This window comes from Paraburkholderia caledonica, from assembly GCF_000383275.1.
In the GTDB taxonomy this organism is placed as follows: Bacteria; Pseudomonadota; Gammaproteobacteria; order Burkholderiales; family Burkholderiaceae; genus Paraburkholderia; species Paraburkholderia caledonica.
Map to the genome: position 1 here is coordinate 171,273 of NZ_KB911042.1, position 23,908 is coordinate 195,180.

A 23,908-nucleotide genomic window follows, 5' to 3' on the forward strand; every position below is an offset into this window, starting at 1 on the left:
CGGACGCGGTATGTCCGGCATCAGCAGCGCCCGGTAGCCCCACGCGCGCCCCACGCACTCCACTGCACCGAACCGAACGCTCAGATGTTGGGCAAACCCGACGGCAGCGCACTGATCCGCTTCACTTCGCTCGATTCCAGCCAGTTGGGCGTGCGTGCGCAGTACAACACCATCGGCAACGCATCTTCGCCCCAGAACAACTGGTCGTTCAGCCGGAAGGTCGGCACGCCGTACACGCCGAGGCCGATGGCGTCGGCGGTATTGCGCTGCAACTGCGCCTTCACTTCTTCGCTCTTGATGAGTTCGGGGCCGTCCGGTATGCCCACCCGTTCGCACAATTCGGCGAACGCCGCGTCGCTCGACGGATCGCGGCCTTCACGCCAGATGAAGCGGAAGATTTCGCGCACACAGACCACGTCTGCCTGAGCGGCGGTGGCAAGCAGCAGCGGCTTCATGGAGTCGAAAGGATGAGCCGGCGGCATCTTGTACGGTATGCCGAGTTGCTCCGCGCGAAAGAGCGCGTGCCGGTACAGGAAGGTGCGTTTGGCCGGCACGCTGTAAGCCGGCCGTTGCCCCCAGTGACGATACAGGTCGTTCAGCACCACCGGCGTGAATGCGAAGTCGAAGCCCGGCCATTTGTCGTGTTGCTCGAGCAGCAGATACGTGAACGGCGAGACGAAATCGTAAAACCACAGCGGCTGCGCGGCGTCGATGCCAACGGTCATATGTGTCTCCCGGATTGCCTGTCCGACAGATCGGCGGTTGCGTCTGCCAGATCGTCGGAATTGTAACGATCTTACGCGGTGCGGCGGCGGCTTGCACCGTCAATCTGGTTTGCGGCGCTCGTCGGCGCGTGACTCGCCGATCTCTGCGGCTTCGTTCGGCGCGCCGGGCGCGGCGGCCGCGTCGCCGGCTTCGGTCACCGTGTCGAAGTCCTGGCCGGTACCTTCGTCCGGCTCTTCTTCGGACATCTCGCGCTGCGCTTCGCGGCTTTGCATGAGCCTTGCCCGCACAAAACCGATGTGCTCGCGCAGCACATAGAACTGATCGGCATAGGCGAGAGGCATCTTCAGACCATTCACCGAGTCTTCGATCGCGTCGAGCCGTTGCAGAAGCGACGCGCGCTCGGCCGGCGAATGGTCGCTAAGCGCGCTGCGCTCGATAGCGATCAGTGCGCCGTACCAGCGATAGATGCGTGACTTCACCCGCCATGCATACAGCGACGGTACGAGCCGCAGCGCCGGGATCAGCAGCACCACGAGCGGCACGACCACCACGAGCAGCCGGTCGGCAAGGCTCGCGAGCCAGAACGGCAACAGGCGGTACAGAAAGCTCTTGCCCGACTTGTAATAGCGCGCGGCGTCGTCGCTAATCGTGAAGTCATGGGCCAGCGGGGCAGGGAATTCACCCGCGCGCTGCATGATGTTGGCCCTGCCGTGCACTTCGCGCGCGGCTTCGATCAGCAGGTCCGACAGCGCCGGGTGCAGCGAGTCGCGCGCCACCAGTTCGGCGGTCGGCGCGACCATATGGATCGGCGCGGACGGCAGGTTCTTACCGAGATCGAACGCGCCCATCGGCAATTCGAGTTGCGTCAGGTACGGAAAGCGGCGGGTGTATGCGTCGGCCTGCGTGAAATCGTAGAACTGCACGTTTGGCGTGCGGTAAAGCTTGCCCATGACCGCGGGTTGCGCGGAATCGCCGGCGAGGAAAGCCGCGTCGACCTTCCCGGAGATGAGGGCCTGCGCCGCGTCTTCGCCGGATAGCGGCAGCAGTTTGGTCGCGCCGCCCGGCTCGATGCCGTTGGCCTTCAGGAGCGCGAGCGCCAGTTCCCGGGTGCCGCTGCCTTCGGCGCCGACTGCGAGCCGCTGGCCCTTGAATTCGGAAAGCCGCGCGACCGTCGGCCCGTGATAGAAGATTGCGAGCGGCACATACGACACGCTGCCGAGCGACATCAGGCCGTTGCTTGCTGCGCCGGGCGCGACGCCGTCCTGCACGAAGCCCACGTCGACGTTCGAGTTCGGGTCTGACAGCCGTTTGAGATTTTGCAGCGAGCCTTCCGACGGCAGAACATTCAACGTGATGCGGTTGCGCGCCAGAATCTCTTTGTACTTTTGAGCCGCCGTCCAGAAGCTGCTGCCTTGCGGGCCGGCGCTAATGGTGAGCGTGCTGGGCGGCGCGGGCTGGATCAGGCGCACCGCGAGCCAGATCGCGACGACAGCGATCAGCACGATCGGCCCGAACGACACAGCCAGATCGCGCCACGAGATCGCGACGAAACGGGCAACGAGGTGGGTAGGGCGTTTGCGGCCGGTGGCTGGCTTCATCGGATGACAGGACGGCTACGTCCGGAGTGAACTGAATGGGGCGCTGCGCGTGGCGCCGATGGTACCTGAGATTGCCGCGGCGGCGGAATGGACGACTGGGCAGGGCGCGGAGAAACCCGTAACAAAAAGTGACTACGGAGTAGCGGCCAAGCGGCGAGCGCGGGGTGAGGAGCGCGCAATGAAGGCTCGGTGACCAGCGAGTGCTTCGGCGGCAAGCAGGGCGCAGGTGGCTATTAAAAAGCGCTCCGGCGACAGATGCTTCAGCAGGTTAAGCGCATATAAGAAGCACGTGAACAGCATATGAACGCCTGCAAACATCCGTATTTAACTCAGCCCCCTCGCATCGAGCACAACTAAACCCTTTGCGCTTCTGGCGCGGCTAGATTAAATTGTGCATCGCTGCCGCGAACACACGTTTCGCGCGGCGCGACCCGGCACGACACACAAGAACCGGGCGCGTCTGCGAATATCGCGGCTTGCCGGTCTGCGGACCGCATCGCATGAGCGTCTTCGCCATCGCGTGCGGCACATGGCAGCCGGCCTCCCTTCGCCTCTCGCATCTCGTGTCGCAGCCACAGCCGGCCATTGCCTCGCCGCGCGCCTCGTCGCGCCTCGGGCATGGCCGCAGGTAGTCGTAACGAAGCCGCTTATTCAAGCGGTCCAATGTGAAGCTAAGGAGAGAAGCAATATGAAATCGGTCGGTTTTCTGAAGACGCTGGGCTCGGTGGTGGCAATGGTGGTGGCATGCAACGTCTATGCTCAGGCAAGCGATGCAACGGCAACGGGCACGACAGCCGCTCCCGCCGCCACCGCGAAGGCGAGCAAGAAGGCCAATAGCCAGTTGGGCCGCAAGGTGCGCGCCGCGCTCGCCAAGACGCAAGGCATCGACGTGTCCAACATCGCCGTGCGCGCCCGCGGCGGCGCCGTGACGCTCACGGGCTCGGTGCCCGATCAAGGTCAGATCGACGCGGCCGGCGAGGCAGCGAAGGGTGTTGCCGGCGTGACGTCGGTGTCGAACAAGCTGAACGTGATGCAGCAGTAAGTGCGGCGAGCGGGCGCATCGGTAAGCCCGCTGTGACGGCGCACTGATCAGGCGGCTAGCCGCGCAGCGATCAGCGCGCCTCACACGGCGCGGCTTATGAGGTGGCGACGCTGCGTCGGGCATTTTCCGGCGCAATGCACCACTTCGATGTGTACGACGAGAAAGCTCCGGCAGCCATGCCGGAGCTTTTTTGTTTTGTGCGACGCCGTTGAAGAAACGCCAGCGGCAAAAGGGTGACGACAAAGCGGCAGCGACGGTTTCATCAGACGCTGCAGTGCAAGCCACGCGCCGTCGCCCAATGTGTGGGATGACACATTGGCGACGCCGCGCCAAGCGTACCGTATGCATGAAGAACCGGAGTCAACGCCATGCAAACTACGCTCCTGCGCTATACCGATCTGCCCATCACCGACCGGGCCGCATTCGAACTGGTGTGCGCGCGGCACGGCTTTGCGCCCTCGCATTTCGACGTCAGCATTTGCGCCGATCCCGCCGATGCTGCCCATGAGCGCCTCGTCACCGTGCGACGTGGCGGCTGGGCTCAATCGTATTACGACCGCCAGGGTCAATGGGTCAGACAGTTCGAGGCCGATTTGACCTGCCGCTTTTTCAGGTGACGGTGACGGCGGGAGCCCGGCATCGGGGTTGCGTCATCAGTCTGAGACAAGGCGAAAATCAGACCGGCGTGACGCCAGCATCGCGCGGCTTCACGCCAGCACCAGACGCACGCCTACCAGCGTGAGCGTCGCCGCGAGCAGATTGCGCAGCAGCGCATCCGGCGCGCGCGCGGAGAGCATGCTGCCCACCGCGATGCCCGGCAGCGACCCCACGAGCAGCGACAGCAGCATCGACCAGTCGACCGAGCCGAGCAGCCAATGGCCCGCGCCTGCGAGCAGCGTAAGCGGTACCGCATGCGCGATGTCGGAGCCGACGATGCGCGTTGTCGGCAGCATCGGATAAAGCAGCAACAAAACGGTCACGCCGATTGCGCCCGCGCCCACCGAAGTCAGCGATACGAGCACACCGAGCACCGCGCCCGTCAGCATGGTGAGTCCGAGCGTGCGTCCCTGGCTGGGCGTGCGCTGACGGTGCGCGCCCAACGCCGCGAGTTGCGGGCGGAACACGAGCGCGACTGCCGTCACCAGAAGCGCGACCCCGAGCACGATCTGGATCAGTCGGCTCGCGCCCGGCGTGTCCATCCCGTAGCGGTGCAACAGCACCAGCGTGACCGTCGCGGCCGGCACGCTACCGGCGGCGAGTCGCAGCGTCACCTGCCAGTCCACGGAGCCTTTCAGGCCGTGCACCAGCGTTCCGGTCGCCTTGGTGGCAGCCGCGTACAAAAGGTCAGTGCCGACTGCGGTCGCCGGGTGTACGTTGAACAGAAGGACCAGGATCGGCGTCATCAGCGAGCCGCCGCCAACGCCCGTCAGCCCGACCAAAAAGCCGACGAACAGGCCGGAGGCGGAGTACAGCAAATCGATATGGGGAAGAGCCATTGATGAGACCGCTGGCGGTCGGTGGATTGACCGTGGATTGACAGTTAGTGCACGGGCGGCGCGCGTGTTCCCCACCGCCGACGCAGGTCGGCAGATCGGGCATCAGGCAACGCTCGGCGCAGCGAAAGCCGCTATTGTCGCAAAACTGACGCGCGAGCGTACGAACGGCGCGGAACGCGCGCGCCGCGGCCGTCCGCGCGAGGCATAACGCGCTGCCCAGCGCTCAAAGCGCGCGACGAATTTCGACGACGCCGAAGGCCGCGAGCATGATCCCGACGAGCCGGTCGATCGCGAGCCGCAATTTGCTGCCGATAGCGTGCCGCGCGAGCGAGACCACCGTCACGAGAAAGCACCACCACGCGATCGAGCCGCAGAAAACGCCGCCGACCGTCGTAAGCGCAATCGTCGACGAAAACGCGCCCCGAGGCGCCAGCGTCGTGAACAACGCGGCGAACATGATGACCGTCTGCGGGTTGGTCAGCGTGAGCAGCAAGGAACTCGCGTAGGCGCGCAGCGCCCCCGCACGGCCCACTTGCGCGAGCTTGCCGTTCGCTTCGCCGTTGGCCGCGTCGACCGGAGGCTTTTGCAGCAGCGTGCGCACGCCGAGATACAGCAAAAACAATCCGGCAAGCAGATGCAACGGCCGGTCGTATGCCAGCATGAACTGCGAAATGCCGACGAGCCCGAGCGCCGCGATCAGACCATAGAACGCGTCGCCGCTCGCAATGCCCAGGCCGATCGCGAGTCCGGCGCGCGGGCCGCCCGTCAGCGTGCGGCGGATGCAAAGCATACCCATGGGCCCGACCGGCGCGGCAATCGCAAGGCCGACGCCGGCAGCGGTAACGAAGAGGCTGGTCATGGACATGGCTATTTCCGTGAAGTGGTCATGGTCGGTAGCGATACAGTCACCGGGAGGTCCGCATGCATCGCAAAACATTTAGATAATGCGGCGGCATCCGCGAGCATCGCTCAGCATAGCGAGCGCGCAAGCCGCGAGCAAGCGGCCAGCGGTCCAAGGGCAGAGCCGGCGCGCAAGCGCTGCGCATGAATCGACCGTGGATACCCTGGCATCAGGTCGGGCACCGCTTTACTCGGGCATAATTTTCCCCACTCTAACTTCGGAGCCATCCCGCATGTGGCAGATCGATCAGGTGACGTTGCGCTTGTTCATTGCCGTTTGCGAGGAAGGCACGATCGCGCGCGCCGCGGAACGCGAGTTCATCGCGCCGTCTGCGGTCAGCAAGCGGCTCGCCGATCTCGAGGCGCTTGTGGACGTCGCGCTGCTTTCGCGCAGTCAGCGCGGTGTGCGCGCCACTGCCGCGGGCGAGGCACTGTTGCGGCATGCACGGCTCATCATGCGCAGCCATGAACGCATGCAGGCCGAGCTGAGCCAATATGCAGCCGGCGCGCGCGGCCATGTTCGCGTGCTGGCGAACGTGTCGTCAATGGTCGAGTTTTTGCCCGAGGCGTTGTCCGAATTTCTGAAGGCGAACCCGCAGATACGCGTGGATGTCGAAGAGCGCGTGAGCACGGAAATCGTTCGGGGCCTCGAAGAAGGCGTGGCCGATCTCGGCATCTGCCGCGACGTGGTGCCGATGGGAAGTCTCGACGCGCTGCCGTATCGAGCCGATCACCTCGCGCTAATCGTGCCGCGCGGCCATCCACTTGCCGGTGAGGCGGCCATCGGCTTCGAGCAGACGCTTGCGTTCGATCACCTCGGGCTCTCGTCGAATGCGTCGGTCAATGCGCTGATGCAGCGGATCGCGGCTGAGAAAGGGCGCGAACTCAACTATCGCACCTACGTGTCGACCTTCGACGCCGCTTATCGCTTTATCCAGGCCGGCCTCGCGGTAGCCATTCTGCCCGGCGAGGCGCTGCCCCGTCATGCCGCCGACGAGTATGGGATCGTCGCCGTGCCGTTGCGCGAAGCGTGGGCCGAACGGCGCTTCGTGATCTGCGTGCGCGACCGCAACGCGCTGACGCTCGCCGCGTCGCATCTGCTGGAGCATCTGCTGCGCATCGTTTGAGGCACGCGCAGAAGTAGCGTCCCGACTTCCGGTCCGAAGCGAAATCAGGCCGCTCAACCGCTCTTCAATATGCGATTCAAGCGACGTGCATGGCCGCGCAGGTCCGCATTTCGCGTCCTCTGAAAAGCCCTTAAGGGTTTCCCCTTTGCGACGGCGCATGCCCGTCCCGCTTGAGTCGGCGGCCATCGTCAACGGCGATGGAGTGCTTCGTCAACGCAGACTTTGCGACGCGGCGTCGCGCAGGCACGCTGTGATCCGTGCTTCATTTCCCCCGCATTTTCCGCAGGATTCAAAACATGAGTGATATCAGGGAGCGCGTCGTCGTGACCGAGGTCGGCATGCGCGACGGTCTGCAAAGCATCGCCCAAACGATGCCCACCGAATCCAAACGCCGCTGGATCGACGCCGCCTATGCCGCCGGCGTGCGGCACATGGAAGTGGCTTCTTTTGTGCCGGCGAAGCTGCTGCCGCAAATGGCCGACGCCGATGAGGTCATCGCCCACGCGCTGGGTTACCGCGATCTGATCGTGACCGCACTCGTGCCGAACCTGAAAGGCGCGCAACGCGCACTCGAAGCGGGCGTGCATCGGATCGTCGCGCCGATCTCGGTGAGCGCCGCGCACAGCCTCGCGAACGTGCGCAAGACGCCGGCCGAAATGATCGACGTGTTCGCGGCAATGCGCGAGGCGATCGACGGTGCGCCGGCTGCAGGCACGCGGCGTGTGGAGCTGATTGCCGGTTTGTCGACGGTATTCGGCTGCACGCTGCAAGGCGCGGTGCCCTATGAAGACATCGCCGCGATTGCACGCGACGCGGTGCGTGCAGGCGCCGATGTGATCGCACTCGGCGATACGACCGGCGAAGCGACGCCGCGCCAGGTCGGCGAAATCATCGAAGTCGTGCGCGGCGTGGCGGGCGACAAACTGCGCTCGCTGCATCTGCACGACACGCGCGGCCTTGCGCTCGCCAACACGTTGGTCGGACTGCAACACGGCATTCGCGAATTCGACGCGTCGCTCGCCGGGCTTGGCGGTTGCCCGCACGCGCCTGGCGCGACCGGCAACGTCAACACCGAAGATCTCGTCTTCATGCTGGAAAGCATGGGCTATGAAACCGGCATTGACCTCACGCGCCTGATCGCGTCGCGTGCAGTGCTCGCCGATGCATTGCCCGGCGAGCCGCTTTACGGCTATCTCGCGCGTGCCGGTTTGCCCACGCAGTTCGCCGCTTCGAGACAGATCGAATCTTTACCTTCTTCCTGTTCACAGGTGCTGCAATGAACGCCCATTCCGCTACCGCCAGTTCCGCCACTGAAGCGCCGCAGCAGAGCGCATTGCCGCTTGCCGGCATTCGCGTGATCGAGTTGTCGCATATGGTGATGGGCCCGACCTGCGGGATGATTCTCGGCGACCTCGGCGCAGAAGTCATCAAGGTCGAGCCGCCGCGCGGCGACGGCACGCGCCGCTTGCTCGGCACCGGCGCCGGTTTTTTCCGCACCTTTAATCGCAACAAGAAGAGCGTCGCGCTCGATCTCGATAGCGAAGCGGGACTGGCTGCACTTCACAAGCTTGTCGATACTGCCGACGTGTTCGTCGAAAACTTCAAGCCGGGCCGCATGGCGACGCTCGGTCTCGACTATGCGTCGCTGCGCGAGCGCAACCCGAAGCTGATCTACGTATCGCACAAGGGTTTTCTCAATGGCCCGTACGAACACCGCCTCGCGCTCGACGAAGTCGTGCAGATGATGGCGGGCCTCGCGTACATGACCGGTCCGGTGGGCCGCCCGCTGCGCGCGGGCAGTTCGGTCAACGACATCATGGGCGGCATGTTCGGCGCGATCGGCGTGCTCGCCGCACTGCACGAACGGCATGCGAGCGGGCGTGGCAAGGAAGTGCAAAGCGCGCTCTTCGAAAACTGTGTGCTGCTGTCCGCGCAGCACATGCAGCAGTACGCCGCGACCGGCGTGCCGCCGGCGCCGATGCCTGAGCGCATCAGTGCATGGGCCGTCTACGACGTCTTCACGCTCGCGAACAACGAGCAGATGTTCATTGCCGCGACCGGCGACGGCCAATGGCGCGCATTGTGCGCGATTCTCGGCCGCGGCGATCTGCTCGCCGACCCGCGTCTCGCAACGAACAACGACCGCGTGCTCGCGCGCTCATGGCTGCTGCAAACGTTGGGCGACACCTTGAGCCGTTTCGAAGGCGCGGCGCTCGTGCCGCTGTTCGAGCGCGACCACATTCCGTTCGCGTCGATTGCGAAGCCCGAAGAACTGTTCGACGACCCGCATCTGAAAGAAAGCGGCGGCCTTGCTCGCCTCACGCTAGACGATGGCAGCGAAACCGCCATGCCGTTGCTGCCTATTTCGATCGACGGCGCGCGTTTGCAGCCGCGTCAGCCCATCGCGAAGATCGGCGAGCACACGGAGGCGGTATTACGCGAGCTGGGTTATGACGAGGCGCAAATCGCGCTGTTGAACAACGACTCGAACCGGGCGCCACGCGAGGCTGCGTAATCCGCAGCGCGCACAGTCAATCAAGCTTATCCGGCGCAGACCGGCATTCAAGGAGACAGACGATGAAGTCGTCGAATCAGACGGTGTATGCGACAGCGGTCGGCGATGCCGGCGCCCTCGGCTTGCCTTCGGGCGCAGGTGCGTCGGCGGGCAGCCGTGCAGAAGAAATAGCGCTGGGCGGCGCGCGCATTTCGGCGCGGCTCGACCGCTTGCCGGCCACGCGTTCCATCTGGAAGCTGGTGATGTTGTTGAGCCTCGGGCTCTTCTTCGAACTGTACGACCTGATGTTCTCGGGCTATATCGCGCCGGGACTCGTGCGCAGCGGCATTCTGACCGCGACGACGCACGGCCTGTTCGGCACGAGCGGCGTGGCGAGCTTCATCGCCGCGTTGTTCGCGGGACTCTTCATCGGAACCGCGGCTTGTGGCTTTCTCGCCGACCGCTTCGGGCGCCGCGCAATTTTCACGTGGTCGCTGCTTTGGTACACGGCGGCGAACGTCATCATGGCGTTTCAGGACACGGCGCTCGGGCTCAATCTATGGCGTTTCATTGCGGGCATCGGCATAGGCGTGGAAATCGTGACGATCGGCACGTATATCTCCGAACTCGTGCCCAAGCACGTGCGCGGCCGAGCGTCTGCGTGTTCGCAGGCAGTCGGTTTCTGCGCAGTGCCGATCGTCGCTTTTCTCTCTTATCTGCTGGTGCCTCATCAGTTCTTTGGTCTGGACGGCTGGCGTCTTGTCGTGTTGACCGGCGTGGTGGGCGCGATCGTCGTGTGGTGGATCCGGCTGGGTTTGCCGGAGAGCCCTCGGTGGCTCGCGCAAAAAGGCCGGATCGACGAAGCGGACGCGATCATGACGCGGCTCGAAGCGCGAGTCGAACGCGAATACGGACGAGCGCTGCCGGAACCCGCATTGCCGGAGCCGGTTCGGGCCCGCGCAGCGTTCCGCGATCTGCTGGTGCCGCCGTACCGCAAGCGCACGCTGATGCTCATCATCTTTCATGTATTCCAGACGATGGGCTACTACGGCTTTGCCAACTGGATTCCGACGCTGCTGATCAAGCAGGGCATTACGGTGACGACGAGCCTGATGTACGCAAGCATCATCGCGGTGGCGGCGCCGCTCGGACCGTTGCTCGGCTTGCTGATTGCCGACCGTTTCGAGCGCAAGACCGTGATCATCTTCATGGCGGCCGTGAACGTGGTGTGCGGCCTGCTGTTTAGCCAGGTGCGCGAGACGGTGCTGCTGGTGAGCCTCGGCGTGTGTCTCGTGCTCGCGGGCAACATCATTTCCTATAGCTATCACGCGTACCAGGCAGAACTCTTTCCGACGAGTATCCGGGCACGCGCAGTGGGCTTCGTTTATTCGTGGAGCCGGCTGTCGGCAATGTTCTCCGCATTCGTGATTGCTGGTTGCCTGAGCCGCTTCGGCGTAAATGGCGTGTTCGTGTTCATCTCCGGTGCGATGGCAATTGTGATGCTCGCTATCGGCACGCTCGGCCCGAAGACGCGCGATGTCGCTTTGGAGGACATCTCGAAGTAGGGTCTTTCTTTGGTTCCTGCCTCGCGTATAGACCGTCAGGTGCCGCCGCTTTCATCGCCCGTTTCGCCAATGTGCGGTAGCGCTCATTAACGCTCGTCAGACATATGGCGAAATGGTGTAATGGATCGGCCGGCCTATTCGGTCTCCAGAAGAAATTCACCGCCCAAGTGGGCGATACCGCTCATTTCGAAGCCGAAGAAGTCTTGGACTTGGCGCAAACTTGCAGGATCTTGGGTGTAACGTTTTCTCGCGACGAGAACCGGTGCATTGGCCGGTCGCGTGTTGCGGAAAGGGCGCGCGTTGCAAAGGCGTGCGCCACATACAAACTATCGGATGAGAGCGCCCGGCGTGCCGTTGTTCGCTGGGCCGACTCATCTATCCGCTGCAGACTGGGCGGTCATCAGAGAGATAAATCGTGAGGATTCTTCAACTGGTTCACGCACCACGATTGTCCGGGGCAGAAGTACTCGTAAAAGGTCTTGCGATTCACCATCAGCGTGCCGGACACGAAGTCTGCATGACTTCGCTGTTGCCGCAGCAAGACGACTTCGTCGCTATTCGAGCCGAGCTCGCGGCGGCGGGTGTCATGTGCCGTTTTCCCGATGTGCGGCACGGCAGGATCGGCAAACTGCTGCACCTGTATCGCGTGGTGCGCGAGTTTCGCCCGGATTTCATCATTGCGCATGCGACGCTTGCTGCGCTGTACGTGCGTCTGTTGCCAGTGCACACCCCAATCGCATGGGTGATGCACTCGGGCGTCAACGACTTCGAAAACGGTGCGCTCAAGCGCGCCGAACGCCTGCTATCGCGCCGGGCGAGAGCCATCATCGGCGTCTCGCAGCAGAATATCGACGACTATATGCGCGAGATCGGCCGGCATCCTTCGATGGTGGTCATTCCCAATGGCGTCGACGCGTCGCTGTTCGCCGGACACGACAGTTCGCCCGCACCCGACAGTGCGGTGCCTTCGAAGCAGATCGTTCAGCTCGGCCGATACATAGAAGGAAAGAGTCAGCTGGACACGGTTCGCGCATTCGAGCGTGTACTTCAGGTCGAACCCGAAGCGCGTTTGCTGCTGTGCGGCGTGGTCGAGGAACTCGATTATCACCGCGCGGTGGTGTCGCTCGTCAGGCAACTTGGTCTGGAGAGCAAGGTCAGCGTATGCGGACCGCGCTCGGACGTTGCCGCGGTGCTGCGCTCCTCGCGCGTGTTCGCGATGCCATCGCGCTTCGAAGCCCAGAGCATAGGATTTCTGGAGGCGCTCGCATCGGGAATTCCGGTCGTGGCGAACCGCATTCCTTCATTCGGTTTCGCGAGCAATCTGGCCGGCGTGAATCTCGTCGATACGACGGACGTCGACGCCTATGCTCATGCGCTCGTCAAGGCGTTGGAAACGCCGCGCGCGCACCGGCAACTCGCGGGTTATACGCTGCACGACACCGCGGACCGCTACATGTCGATCGTGCGCAAGTTCGCTCAGCCGATGCAGGTATCGGCCTGAGTCGATCCTGAGTTCATTCTGCGCTTAAGGACCGGCACGCCACGCGTTATTGCGCGAGCCGGTCTATTCTCACCGTCTCGGAAAACAGCCCTGGTAGCTCGCCGAGATCGTGCGGCGCGCCCAGGGCTAAGCCGTTTTCCAGCGGATAGCGCAATAGCGCCGGTGCGCCGCCAGTGAAGTAGAAGTCGCCGAGCGTCGCGTCGGTTCTGCGATAAAGCACGAGTGCCGCGCCATGCGTGTCGCGCACATAGCCAGGGAATACATCCGACCACGACATGCCGCGCAACGAAGCTACGTGCACCGGCGTCGCTGCGGATGCAGCGAGGTCGAGTGTGGCGATGTCGATCAGCGTGTCGGCGTCGGTGCCATTTACACGCGGCGTGACCAGCATTAGCGTGTCGCGATCGTCGCCGCGCGACGATGCGACCGTCGTCTTCACGAAGCCCGGTAGGAAAGTGGCGGGCAACATTCTGCGTTCGCCGATGCTCATCCGTGCCCCGTCGTTGGAGATGATCGTGAGCGACACGCGTTCTTGCGCCGTCTCCATGGCGACGAGCGACGAGCGCGAGCCCGCGTTGCCGAACGGAAGCAACGCAGCGTTCTGTGCGAGGCCTCGAGCTTGCGCGACGAGCACAGGGGCGGTGCCGGGATCTGCGGCGCCGACAGATGACGCGATCCACAAGTCAAGGCCGCTGTCTGCGCGCTTTTGCGCAATGAGCACACTGGCTCTACGCGTGCCGCTGAAATCCGCAGCCACGTATTGCTGAGCAAGTTCGGGTTTGAATGCCGCGTCCGTTTGCAACCAGAGGCGCGGTGCATCGAAACGATCGCCCAGACTGCGCAGTAGCCAGAAGGCGGTACCGTTCTCTCGCGCAGTAACAACCATCAGGTCAGTTTTGCCGTCGCCGTCGAAGTCGCCGAGCAGGAAACGCGCGCTGTCGAAGCACAGTTTGTCGCCCGCGCAGCTCGGCGCGGTGGCGTCCGGGTCGAACGGCACAGCGGCTGCATACCAGAGCGCCGGGAGCGCGGCTTTCTCGATCGACGCTGCGTAGACGTTGAAGCCGGGACCATCGTGCTGCCGCTGCACATAGATTGCGGATTGTGCTCCCGTGCCCGTCACGTCTGCGTACATTGCGGTGGCGAGCCGCAGATCGTTTGCCTGGATGCGTTGCGTCGTGGCCCAGCGGTAACGCGTGGTGAGCGCGGTGCAGCCGCGCATTGTCAGCTTGCCGTCGTTTTCACCGAGGCAATGGCGCATAGGCGTGTAGACGAGGCCGAAGTCCCACGGCGTCCAGCGTTGCGCAAGGTCCCACTGATCGCAGCTTTCCGAGCGCAGATAGCCGTCGCGCTCGGCGATGCATTGCGACGTCGCCGCGCTGACAAGCGCCGCATTGCGCGCGTTGCCGGGATAGACCGGTACCGGCTCCCATCGCCATTGCTGCGCGGCGGATCCATTGCATGCGGCGAGCGTAGGCGCGCGGCCGGGTCCGTTTGCAGTTACGCAGCGATTCGTCGCGACATTGAATAGCTGTATGGGACGCGCCTGGAAGTCCGGCACGCGGCGATCGCTGCGATCCGCGAATGCATAGCGCCGCGCGATCCAGTTGCCGTCCCACTGGAACTCGCCGAATACATGCGACGACTCGCTTCCGTCGATCGAAAAGTAGCTCGCAACAATGTCGCGCTTGCGCTGCACTTCGGTCGCGGGAACATTGGCCGGCCAGCCGCCCGTCGGGTATGTCACGTGATAGACGATCGGCACGCTCTTCGCGAGAGTCTGCGCAACATGACGCGCAATGCGTGCGGCAACGATGTGATCCGGATGTTCGACAAATGGTACGGTGTCCGGATTAAGCGTGTAGATCAGCGTAGCCTGAGCGAGAATCGCCTTCAATGTGGCCGACAGCGTGTCGCGGTCGTATTTCATGCGCCCCGAGCCGTCCGTGCTCATCGGATACGAGAAAAGCGTTGCGCGCTGCTCCCACAGCAAGCCGAGCGGTTGGCGTCCGCCGCGCACGCCTCCGCCGGGCAGCCGCAATTCGAGCAGGCGAACCTGGGGCTTTGCTTTCAGCACCATTTGATGCACGAGCTTGCCGGCAATCTCGACGTTCGATTCGCTCCACGCGTCAGGCACCCCCGCCATGCGCGAATACGCGAGCCGCGAGGCCCGTTCGCGCGTGAGCACGTAGGAGAAGTTTGCACCGTTTGCGCCGCCGATCAGATGCACCGTAGTGATGCACCAGCCTGCATCCAGGCGCTCGCTGATCGCCGGGTCGACAAACAGCAGATCGTCGTCGAGATGCGCGACGACCGTGACGAGTGTGCCCGCCCTGCAGTCGGCTGCGCGCGCTGTCGCCGGGAGCATGGCGAATACGAGCACTGCAAGCACCGCGACGAGCGCAATGCATGATTCCCGAACAGAACTGGCTACTGCTGATCGCATGTCGATTCGAGCCGTTAAAAGTGGGCTCGATCATACTGCAATGGTCTGACGTTCCACGTTGCCGGGATAACACTGCGCGCGACATGATGTCCGCGCTTTGCCGATCCGTATATGTCCGCGCGATTAGCGGAAGTACGCCTTGGTGTTTTCGTGGACGTCCGGGTGAGCGAATAGCTCGGCCGGCGTGAGCCACAGATAGTCGCTGTGCTGATCGGGCCGCCCGATCTGCTGCGTGTTGCCGGGCGACAGCGCATAGGCGAGCACGATGTAGTGAGTCGACACGCCGGGCTCTGCCGCGAAATTGTCGCTGTAATGATGTTCGAACACGCCTTCGAAGCGCGCGGACGAACGCGCAAGCTTTGCGATACCCAGTTCGGCATCCGCAATGCGCGCGAACGCGGCGTCGAGCGTTTCATCTTTCAGAATGCGGCCGCCGGGCACAAACCACGTGCCGCGCGCGGGCCGGTTCCGGCGATGGCCGATCAGGATTCGTCCGTCCGCGTCCCTCACGATCAGATCGATCGCGACGAGTGGCGTTAGACGAACAACGTCGAGAAAGTCGATCTCCGTCAGCATTTCAGTTCCTTAAGCGAAGGTGCGATGTCCGGCGCGACTTTTCTGTTGCAAGCGCCCGGATGGCTAATGATCGCTAGTAATCGCCGCGGTTGTCATCGTCGCGGGTCAGCTTCTCGGCTACATAGGCGAACAGCGACAGGAGCACGAGTGTGCCCGCCGCCGCAAGCACAAACGCGCCGGCCACCGCCGCGAGTAACAGCTTGATCCATGCAACGCCGTTCATTCAGCGGCTCCAGCGCGTCGATAAGAATGCTAGCTTTACCGGCGCGGAGTTTTTGTGCGCTACCTAGCTATCGCGGCGGTTTCGCCGCGCGATGTCGCGTACCGATCGCGTCATGCGTCCGGATCTCTATCGGGCAACGTAGCCTTCCGGCGCAGTCACCGCGTCCTTGAACACGTCGGCGTTCCCCGACAGCACATAGAGAGGCGCGGGCGACAGTTTCAGGTTCGCGACGCCGTCGCGATACGGTACGGCCGTTGCGTTGCCCATCATGTCCAGCGCAGTGACTTCGCCGCTCGTGCCGGGTGCGTCGACACGCAAGCGGTAGTCGACGCTTTGTCCCGCGTTGAAACCGGTTTTCGCGCTCCATCGGCCGTTGTCGTGAGTCCACAGCGCAGTCACGATCTTGCCGCCGCCAAGCCGTCTGAACGCATATGCATGGACACCTGCTGGCAGGCCCTTCAAAGGCCCAAGCGTATTGGTTCCGTCGATGATGCGTGTCATTGCCGCAACCGCGAGCGCCGCGGGTTTTGGGCTGATCCGCGAGGGACCATATGCGCCTTTCGCGTGTTCGAGCTCGAAGAAGATGCCGTAGCCCGGCGCGGCATCCGGCATGTCCGCGAGATAGAACACGTAGGTCATGTCGGCGCCCTCGCCGAGCAGGATCAAATGCGTGCGGGCGACGACCGCGGCTTGTGCGTACAGCACGTCCGCGCCTGGATAGTTCTTACCGTACGATTCGCCGATGTCGTAACTGATGCCCGTTTCGGTAACGAAGAGCGGCGCGCCCGGCTTCAGGTATTGACGCATTTCGTGGCGCAGCGCACGCATCGAAGCAGCCAGTGCTCCGGACACGGTGCCCTCATTGCGTGTGTCGGCGACACGCTCCGGCGGATGCGATGGCGTCGTGCCGATGTCGTAATAACCGTGAACGGTCATGCCGTCCATATAGCGGCCGATGCCTAGCGGACCCAGACGGCGCATCCACGTCACGTTGCCCTGCACCGATGAATACGTGAGCCCCATGACCACCGCATGCGGGTCTGTCTGATGGATGCCTTCCCACACTGCCTTGTACATCGCGACGAAATTTGCGTCGCTATCGCGCCATGGCAACCCGCCATCCGCGTCGGGCTCCCACGTCACCTGATAGTAGTTGTCACGCTGCTTCGGAAAATACGTGCTGCGGACCCGGTTCGATTCCGCGCCGACCTTTGCCATAAAGTCCTTCATCTGCGCGAGTGAAGTAGGTGCGTAGCTATGAGTCTCCTTGCCCGTGGGGCTTGCCCACTTTGGGATGCCGTCGAGCTGGATCAGACGCATGATGTCGCCGCGCTGAAAGTACGGCGTGAGCTGCTTCGTCGCAGGATTGAAGGTGCCCGGCTTATCGGGCTCCTCCATATACCAGTTGCGATTGTCGTTGGCCCACGTCAGGCCGAGCGCGGTATAGACCGGACGGTAGCCGTCGCCGTCGCAGCAATGCTGGCCGGGCGCGAGATAAGCGGTGCCCTGGCCGCCGAAGCGGTGCAGGTCGTCGTAGGGAAACCGCACCGGGGGCAAGGCCGGCGCGGTATCGGGCAGTACCCCGAAGGTCGCGATTCCTGCGGGACGTGTGCCGCGCGATTCGAGCTGGCCTCGCGCACGTTCGAGCGAGGCCGACACGGCAAAGTAGCCCGCTACGGTAGATGAGCAACTTAGCGTCGCCGACGTCGTGCCCGCCGCGACGCCGAAGCTCCCACTTGCACGCACAACGTTCCACGTGTCGCGTATCTGCCAGTTGAGCGTGTCGTTTTGCGGTGCGCGCGTGGTGATGACGAGCGTGAACGGTTTCGACGCGGCGAAGAGGCGCGTGCCGTCGCTGGGCGTGTCGGCTTCGATGAGATCGCCGTTGGATGCCGCGCGCGTCTGCGATGACGGCGCCGAGCAGCGCAGACCTTGACCCGACGGCGCTTTAAGATCCGCTGGCGCTGCGGATGCGGCCGCGGCCGCAGCGGCTGCGTCGCATTGAGCCGGGAAACACCACAGTAGGGTGACGACGGCGAAAAAGAGGGCGGCGGGCCGCGTTTGACCGTGCGCTGCGGATGGATCGCTCAAGCTCCGCGTTGCGCCGTATTTGCTTCGATTCGACATAGATTCCCCCGTGCGGTTCGCGGCGTATGTGGACGCGCGAACGTCGTCAAACTGCTAATTCACCAGGTCAGAGCCGCCTCGGTGTAGCGTCCGTTTCGCCGTGTTGCGGAAAGCGCATAGTGCAATTCCGCAATTTCGTGGCGGTTTCCGCCGGTTTGCGGTCTCACGCCTTACGCTTCTGGTCCGTCATTTGCGCTGCCGCGTTATCCGATGTTATTTCGATGTTTCAGGTCTGAAACATTAATCGGCATCTTTATATTCAAGTCGCTCAATAAGAACAAATTAAATAATTTAAGCGGGCAGTAACGCGCCTATATTAGACACTTCTTTGCGCTATTGAAGTGCGTGGTGTCCATCGAACTCGCGAAGTTGCGCAGCAAGTTGGGCGGCGAGCCCTGGCGTGGAGGAGAAAACATCTGCACATCGCGCAGAAACTGGCAAAAACAGTTTTATAACAGCGACCGGCGCGCGCGGATTGGATTGTAACCGCCCTTTTTTGAGTCGTGATCCAGTGTGCGGTGGCGAACGAAATGCGCTCCTGGTTTGCACTAACATTCGCACAACGCCAATTCAATGATATGCGGAATCGGCAATTAATTCGGTGCAATTCGGTGTCGGCAGAATATTGCCGAAAATCACCGGCGAGCCACCCCTGTCAATGCGCCAACATGTCAACACTATCGGTCATGGCGGCTAAATACTTGATTTAGGGTGGCTATGATGCACTGCTCGGAGTCGGCCCGTAGTGGCCGTGACGGTGAAGGAAGCCGTTTTCTGGTGAGGATAGCTATGACCTGCGCGAGTCTCGAGTCAGCAATGCTGCGCTGGGTGCACGCACCGAACAAAGGGATGCGTCGCATCGCGATATTGATGTTCAACGACTGCTCGCTGCAAGGCGCCGGCGTCGTAGCCGAAGTGTTTCAGGCGGCGAACGATCTCGCGTCCACGGGCTCCGGCGGCTGCTCTTATGACGTGTGTTTCCTGTCGGCAGACGGCGGCATGGTGACTTCATCGTCGGCTCTGCGAGTGTGGACGGATGGACTCGACGCGAGACATTACAGCGGCTTCGACGCTTTGTACGTGGCGGGGGGCAAGGGTGCCCTGGCCGCTGCGAAGGACGAACGCCTGATTGCCTGGTTGCGCCGCGTGCGTCACAACACAGGGATGATCCGGCCGATCGCGGAAGGGCGCGCTCTGCTCGACGCGGCATACGTGCCGGACGCAACCGGCGGCAACGAGTTGCGCGAGCCGTCGGCACTGCCGCGCCAGACCGAGCAGACCGCCGACGCAGGCGATCGTCTCGAGTCCATGCGCAGTGCGCTCGCAATGATCAAGCGCGATCTGGGCGCCGCGACCGCGCGCACCGTTGCGGAGCGTTTGCTGGCCGATTCGTGCTCGAACCTCGGTCCGCTGCTGAGCGAAGACGGCGCGCTCACGCCGGGTGACAAGGTCCGCGCGGCGGCGCGCTGGCTGCAGGAAAACTGTCAGCAGTCGATTTCGATTGCCGACGCTGCGCAGTTCGCGGCGATGAGCGAGCGCAACTTTCTGCGCCGCTTCAAGATGGAAATGGGCATTACGCCCTCCAGTTTTCTGCTGCACGAGCGTCTCGCGGTGACGTGCAGTCTGTTGACCGAGTCCGAACTGCCGGTCGACAAAATCGCGCGACGCACCGGCATGGGCAACGGTGACAGGCTCGCGAAGGTGTTTCGCAAGCGAATGAGAATTTCGCCTACGGAGTTCCGGATTCAAAGCCGCCGCATGGTGGGCCAATAGCCTCGACGGCGCGAACCGGGCCCGCCTGATACACGCAGTCGCCACGTCTGCTCTGGCGTTATTGAAGAATCATAAGGATTACGAATATGTTGACTCAGGGAACCGAAAACGGCGCGTCTTCCAATGCGAGTGGCGAGGCAACCGGCGCGCGTTGCACGCGCATCGTCCCCGTCATCCTTGCGGGCGGATCGGGCACGCGGCTGTGGCCGGTGTCGCGCGAGAACTATCCGAAGCAGCTCATCGACGTGGTGGGTTCGGATTCTCTGCTGCAAGCCACTGCGCGGCGCATGAACGGATTCCCGTCGAACTGGCAGGTCGACGCTTCACCCATCATCGTTTGCGGAGAAGAGCACCGCTTCGTGATTGCCGAGCAGTTGCATGAGAACGGTGTCGAGGCCCGCCTGATCGTCGAGCCCGCTCGTCGCGATACGGCGCCCGCGCTTACGCTCGCCGCATCGCTTGCGTGTGCGGACGGTAAGGACGGCATTCTCGTCGTGATGCCGGCCGATCATTCGATCGCGGATCTCGGCGCATTGCAGGCCGCGCTTGAAAGCGCAGCGCTTTACGCGGAACGAGGCGCGATCGCGACGCTGGGCGTGCCGCCCACGCGGCCGGATACTGGCTTCGGCTATATCCGCATCGGTGCCGCGTTGCCCGACGGTGGGCATGCGATCGACGGCTTCGTCGAGAAGCCAGCGGAGGAACTCGCTGCGAAGTACGTTGCCGCGGGAACGTACTGGTGGAATAGCGGCATCTTCATCGTGCGTGCGAGCGTGTGGCTCGACACCCTCGCGCGCCTCCAGCCCGAGATGCACGCTGCGTGCGAGCGCGCATTCCGTGACGGGCGCAGCGAAGGCGCGTATTTCCGGCCGCTCGTTGACGCGTTCCTCAGTGCGCCTGCCGATTCGATCGACTACGCCGTGATGGAGCGCCTGACCGATACACCGGACGCAAATGCGACCGAGCCTGCTCACGCAGACGGCGCATCGCCGGCGGGTGTGGTGGTCAGGCTGGAGGCCGGCTGGTCCGATCTGGGTTCGTGGGATGCGGTGTGGGCCGCGATGGAGAAAGACGCCAACGGCAACGCAGGGCGTGGCCGCGTGACGTTCGAAGGAGCGGTGTCGAGCTACGCGCATTCCGAAGGACGCCTTGTTGCGTGCGTCGGCACGACGAATGTGGTGGTCGTCGAAACGGCCGACGCGGTGCTCGTGGTGGACCGCTCGCATGTGCAGGACGTCAAGGGTCTCGTGTCGCGCATCAAGGCGCAGCACGCACCGGAAGCCGATGCGCATCGCAAGGTGCATCGCCCGTGGGGTTTTTACGATTCGATCGATCACGGCGAACGCTTTCAGGTGAAGCGCATCGTCGTGTCGCCCGGCGCACAGCTTTCGCTCCAGCTGCATCATCACCGCGCGGAACATTGGGTCGTGGTGCGCGGCACGGCGCTCGTCACGCGAGGCGAAGAGCAATTCCTGCTGAGCGAGAACGAGTCGACTTACATCCCGCTCGGCACGCGCCACCGGCTCGAAAACCCGGGCAAGGTGCCGCTCGAAATTATTGAAATTCAGTCGGGTACTTATCTGGGCGAAGACGACATCGTGCGATTCAACGACAACTACGGCCGTTGCTCATAGGCAGCGGGCCGGACGGGTTGCGAACAGGAACGGCCAGTACGAGGTAAGCAAAATGCGCAAGTTTCAGGATTTGCTCGCGCGAATGTTCGATGTCGCGTTGGTGCTGGCGGGTGCGGCGGTAGCGTCGCAGATCCGCTTCGATTACCTCGCTCAATCTGGTTTCTATTGGGCGCTGGTGATGTTTGCCGCTGCCTTCGCGCTGGCGATCTTTCCCGCGTTCGGCGTGTATGAATCGTGGCGCGGCCGTTCGAAGCTGATGCTGGCCGGTCAGGTGTCGCTTGCATGGCTGATCGTGCAGGGCAGTGCGCTCGTGCTCATGTATTCGCTGCATCGGATCGACTTCGTGTCGCGTTTGTGGTTCTCGTACTGGACTGCCGTAACAGGTGGCTTGCTGATCTTGTACCGGCTCATCACGCATGCGGTGCTTGCGCGAGCACGCAGTGCGGGCATGAATCTGCATCAGGTGGCGATAGTAGGGAGCGGCTCGCAATGCGACGCGATCATTCGGCGCATCGAATCCGCACCCACCACGGGCTTTCGCGCGACGGCGGTCTACAACACGAGCCCGGAGAAGTCGCCGGTCACGAGTACGCGGGTGCCGGTGTTCGACAGTGTGGATGCGCTCGCTGAATACATCCGCACGAACGACGTTCACGAGTTGTGGCTGATGTTGTCGCTCTCCGAAGAGCCGTTGATCTGTTCGCTCGTCAGCGAGTTCCGCGACGATCTGGTGAACATCCGTTTCATGCCCGACGTGCGCAGCCTGGCACTCTTCGAAGGCAGCGGCGTGATCGACCTTCTCGGCGTGCCGGCGATCAACCTGGTCGCGTCGCCGCTGTCGGCGAACTCAATGCTGAAGAAGGAGATCTTCGACCGCCTGTTCGCGGCCGCCGCGCTCCTTTGTCTCGCTCCGGTTCTGCTTGCTATCGCCATTGCGGTGAAGCTGTCTTCGCGTGGGCCGGTGTTTTTCAGGCAGAAGCGCAAGGGTGCGGACGGACGTGTATTCACCATCTACAAGTTCCGTTCGATGCGCCTGCACACCGAAGAAAAAGGCACCGTCAAACAGGCCACGCGCAACGATCCGCGCGTGACGAAGGTGGGTGCGTTCCTGCGCCGCACGAGCCTCGACGAACTGCCGCAGTTTTTTAACGTATTGCGTGGCGACATGTCGGTCGTAGGACCGCGTCCTCATGCGCTCGAGCACGACGACCTCTATCAGAAAGTGGTCGCGGGCTACATCAATCGCTATCGGATCAAGCCGGGCATTACAGGTTGGGCGCAAATCAACGGCTTTCGTGGCGAGACCGACCGCATAGAAAAAATGGAACGTCGCGTCGAACATGACCTCTACTACCTGGGGCATTGGTCGTTCGCACTCGACATGCGGATCATCGGCGCGACGATTGTTGCCGGACTGGTGCATCGAAACGCTTACTAGTTGTTAACAAAGCACGCGGGGCGTCGCCTTATCTGGGGAACGCCGCTCCCGCGCAAGGAGGAAATGTTATGAGCTCGCTTGGTACACGCACGGGAAGTCTTACGGTTTTCGCCATCGCTGCATTGCTCGCGGGCTGCGCCGCCGCGCCTGGTCAGCGGATGGACACACCGGCCATGCTTCAGGAAACAGGTGGCGATTTCAGCACCGAACCCGCGCAGCAACAGACGATACCGATTACCGATATCAATCTGTCGCTGGTGCGCAAGATGCGCACCGAGCAATCCACTGCCGCACTGCCGCCCGAAACACTGGCGCTTTTCGGCAAGCCGACTCCCTATCGCGTGGGCCCCGGCGACGTGCTGCAAATCGTCGTGTGGGATCACCCGGAACTCGCGGCAGCTTTGGGCCAGCCGGCGCAGAACGGCAAGACGACCGACGCGGCATCGGGCTTTCTCATCGACGAAAAGGGCGATGTGCAGTTCCCGTACGCGGGCACGGTGCACGTGGCAGGCAAAGACGTCGGCACGATCCAGAAGGAACTGTATAGCCGCCTGAGCAAGGTCTATCAGAAGCCGGAAGTGACCGTGCGTGTAGCGTCTTTCCGCGCTGCGCAGATTTACGTAGACGGTGAAGTCCGCACGCCGGGCACGCAGTCGATCAACGACATTTCGATGTCGCTCACGAGCGCGATCAACCAGGGCGGTGGCTTCAGCCCGAATGCCGATCGCAGCCGCGTCGAGCTGGTTCGTAATGGCGTCACGTATCAGCTGAACATGGACGAGCTGCTCAAGCGCGGACACAACCCGTCGAACATCTATCTGCAACCGGGCGACGCGATCCGCGTGGCCTCGCGTGAAGACAGCGGTGTCTATGTGATGGGCGAAGTGAACAAGCCTGCGACGATCACGCCTATGCGCAACGGTTCGCTGACGCTTTCGCAAGCCATTTCGGATAGCGGCAGCTTCGATTCGAACACAGCCGCCACGCGGCAACTGTTCGTGATCCGCAACTCGACGAGCGATTCGCCGCAGGTCTATCACCTCGACGCAACCTCGCCGGTTTCGATGATTCTCGCCAACCAGTTCGAGCTGCAACCGAAGGACGTGGTGTATGTCGGTCAGGGCGGACTGGTTCGCTTTAACCGTGTGTTGAACCTGCTGCTGCCGGCAATCAATGCGGCTGTGACTGGTGCCGTGCTCGCGAAATAACGACCCTATAACGTAAATCAGAACCGCCGGGTTCCGC

The 23,908-nt window shown here is 62.9% G+C and carries 20 protein-coding genes; 12 read left to right on the forward strand and 8 right to left on the reverse strand.

Annotation, left to right across the window (positions count from 1 at the left end; genetic code table 11):
• Window positions 1–80: 80 nt before the first annotated feature.
• Together H281_RS0124440 and H281_RS0124445 are read right to left on the reverse strand one after the other, a co-directional pair.
• Window positions 81–725 (reverse strand): 2-hydroxychromene-2-carboxylate isomerase, encoded by a 645-nt coding sequence (locus H281_RS0124440; protein WP_020069762.1) that lies wholly within the window; start codon window positions 723–725, stop codon window positions 81–83.
• A gap of 99 nt (window positions 726–824) precedes the next feature.
• A complete protein-coding gene (locus tag H281_RS0124445; protein ID WP_020069763.1) occupies window positions 825–2,324 on the reverse strand; it encodes a TAXI family TRAP transporter solute-binding subunit in 1,500 nt (499 codons plus the stop codon).
• Between the two features lie 688 nt (window positions 2,325–3,012).
• Here H281_RS0124445 and H281_RS0124455 point away from each other — a divergent pair.
• Window positions 3,013–3,366, forward strand: a complete 354-nt coding sequence (locus tag H281_RS0124455; protein WP_020069765.1) for a BON domain-containing protein — start codon at window positions 3,013–3,015, stop codon at window positions 3,364–3,366.
• A 368-nt stretch (window positions 3,367–3,734) separates the two neighbouring features.
• Window positions 3,735–3,983 carry a hypothetical protein gene (locus H281_RS0124460; protein WP_020069766.1) on the forward strand — a complete coding sequence of 83 codons (249 nt, stop codon included), beginning with the start codon at window positions 3,735–3,737 and terminating at the stop codon, window positions 3,981–3,983.
• Between the two features lie 90 nt (window positions 3,984–4,073).
• On the opposite strand, the gene H281_RS0124465 is transcribed toward H281_RS0124460, so the two are convergent.
• Complete coding sequence (locus H281_RS0124465) at window positions 4,074–4,862, reverse strand: sulfite exporter TauE/SafE family protein (protein WP_020069767.1); 789 nt, start codon at window positions 4,860–4,862, stop codon at window positions 4,074–4,076.
• 37 nt (window positions 4,863–4,899) lie between these two features.
• Here H281_RS0124465 and H281_RS36975 point away from each other — a divergent pair, with 37 nt between their 5' ends.
• Window positions 4,900–5,070 carry a hypothetical protein gene (locus H281_RS36975; RefSeq protein WP_164701933.1) on the forward strand — a complete coding sequence of 57 codons (171 nt, stop codon included), beginning with the start codon at window positions 4,900–4,902 and terminating at the stop codon, window positions 5,068–5,070.
• 15 nt (window positions 5,071–5,085) lie between these two features.
• Here H281_RS36975 and H281_RS0124475 read toward each other — a convergent pair whose 3' ends face one another.
• Window positions 5,086–5,727 (reverse strand): LysE family translocator, encoded by a 642-nt coding sequence (locus H281_RS0124475; protein WP_020069769.1) that lies wholly within the window; start codon window positions 5,725–5,727, stop codon window positions 5,086–5,088.
• Window positions 5,728–5,995: 268 nt separating this feature from the next.
• Here H281_RS0124475 and H281_RS0124480 point away from each other — a divergent pair, with 268 nt between their 5' ends.
• The 5 genes from H281_RS0124480 (at window position 5,996) to H281_RS0124500 (ending at window position 12,449) form a co-directional block, all read left to right on the forward strand.
• On the forward strand, window positions 5,996–6,889 hold the full coding sequence (locus H281_RS0124480) for a LysR substrate-binding domain-containing protein (protein ID WP_020069770.1): 894 nt from the start codon (window positions 5,996–5,998) through the stop codon (window positions 6,887–6,889).
• A 296-nt stretch (window positions 6,890–7,185) separates the two neighbouring features.
• Window positions 7,186–8,169: a hydroxymethylglutaryl-CoA lyase gene (locus tag H281_RS0124485; protein WP_020069771.1), complete on the forward strand. Its 984-nt coding sequence runs from the start codon at window positions 7,186–7,188 to the stop codon at window positions 8,167–8,169.
• Entirely contained in the window at window positions 8,166–9,404 is a 1,239-nt protein-coding gene (locus H281_RS0124490) for a CaiB/BaiF CoA transferase family protein (protein ID WP_020069772.1), read from the forward strand. Before H281_RS0124485 ends, H281_RS0124490 begins: the two co-directional genes overlap by 4 nt.
• Before the next feature lie 62 nt (window positions 9,405–9,466).
• Entirely contained in the window at window positions 9,467–10,948 is a 1,482-nt protein-coding gene (locus tag H281_RS0124495) for an MFS transporter (RefSeq protein ID WP_020069773.1), read from the forward strand.
• 415 nt (window positions 10,949–11,363) lie between these two features.
• Window positions 11,364–12,449 carry a glycosyltransferase family 4 protein gene (locus H281_RS0124500; RefSeq protein ID WP_027804908.1) on the forward strand — a complete coding sequence of 362 codons (1,086 nt, stop codon included), beginning with the start codon at window positions 11,364–11,366 and terminating at the stop codon, window positions 12,447–12,449.
• Between the two features lie 46 nt (window positions 12,450–12,495).
• On the opposite strand, the gene H281_RS0124505 is transcribed toward H281_RS0124500, so the two are convergent.
• The 4 genes from H281_RS0124505 to H281_RS0124520 form a co-directional block, all read right to left on the reverse strand.
• Window positions 12,496–14,892, reverse strand: coding sequence for an RICIN domain-containing protein (locus H281_RS0124505; RefSeq protein WP_027804909.1), 2,397 nt, complete (start codon window positions 14,890–14,892; stop codon window positions 12,496–12,498).
• A 123-nt stretch (window positions 14,893–15,015) separates the two neighbouring features.
• Window positions 15,016–15,468, reverse strand: coding sequence for a GDP-mannose mannosyl hydrolase (locus H281_RS0124510; protein WP_020069776.1), 453 nt, complete (start codon window positions 15,466–15,468; stop codon window positions 15,016–15,018).
• Window positions 15,469–15,541: 73 nt separating this feature from the next.
• Window positions 15,542–15,691 carry a hypothetical protein gene (locus H281_RS36980; protein WP_020069777.1) on the reverse strand — a complete coding sequence of 50 codons (150 nt, stop codon included), beginning with the start codon at window positions 15,689–15,691 and terminating at the stop codon, window positions 15,542–15,544.
• Window positions 15,692–15,817: 126 nt separating this feature from the next.
• On the reverse strand, window positions 15,818–17,818 hold the full coding sequence (locus H281_RS0124520) for a hypothetical protein (RefSeq protein ID WP_020069778.1): 2,001 nt from the start codon (window positions 17,816–17,818) through the stop codon (window positions 15,818–15,820).
• A 789-nt stretch (window positions 17,819–18,607) separates the two neighbouring features.
• Between H281_RS0124520 and H281_RS0124525 the strand changes: the two genes are divergently transcribed.
• The 4 genes from H281_RS0124525 (at window position 18,608) to H281_RS0124540 (ending at window position 23,871) form a co-directional block, all read left to right on the forward strand.
• Window positions 18,608–19,591 carry a helix-turn-helix domain-containing protein gene (locus H281_RS0124525; protein ID WP_027804910.1) on the forward strand — a complete coding sequence of 328 codons (984 nt, stop codon included), beginning with the start codon at window positions 18,608–18,610 and terminating at the stop codon, window positions 19,589–19,591.
• A gap of 86 nt (window positions 19,592–19,677) precedes the next feature.
• Window positions 19,678–21,225, forward strand: coding sequence for a mannose-1-phosphate guanylyltransferase/mannose-6-phosphate isomerase (locus H281_RS0124530; RefSeq protein WP_020069780.1), 1,548 nt, complete (start codon window positions 19,678–19,680; stop codon window positions 21,223–21,225).
• A 52-nt stretch (window positions 21,226–21,277) separates the two neighbouring features.
• Window positions 21,278–22,663, forward strand: a complete 1,386-nt coding sequence (locus tag H281_RS0124535; protein WP_020069781.1) for an undecaprenyl-phosphate glucose phosphotransferase — start codon at window positions 21,278–21,280, stop codon at window positions 22,661–22,663.
• Window positions 22,664–22,731: 68 nt separating this feature from the next.
• Complete coding sequence (locus tag H281_RS0124540; RefSeq protein WP_020069782.1) at window positions 22,732–23,871, forward strand: polysaccharide biosynthesis/export family protein; 1,140 nt, start codon at window positions 22,732–22,734, stop codon at window positions 23,869–23,871.
• Window positions 23,872–23,908: the final 37 nt, after the last annotated feature.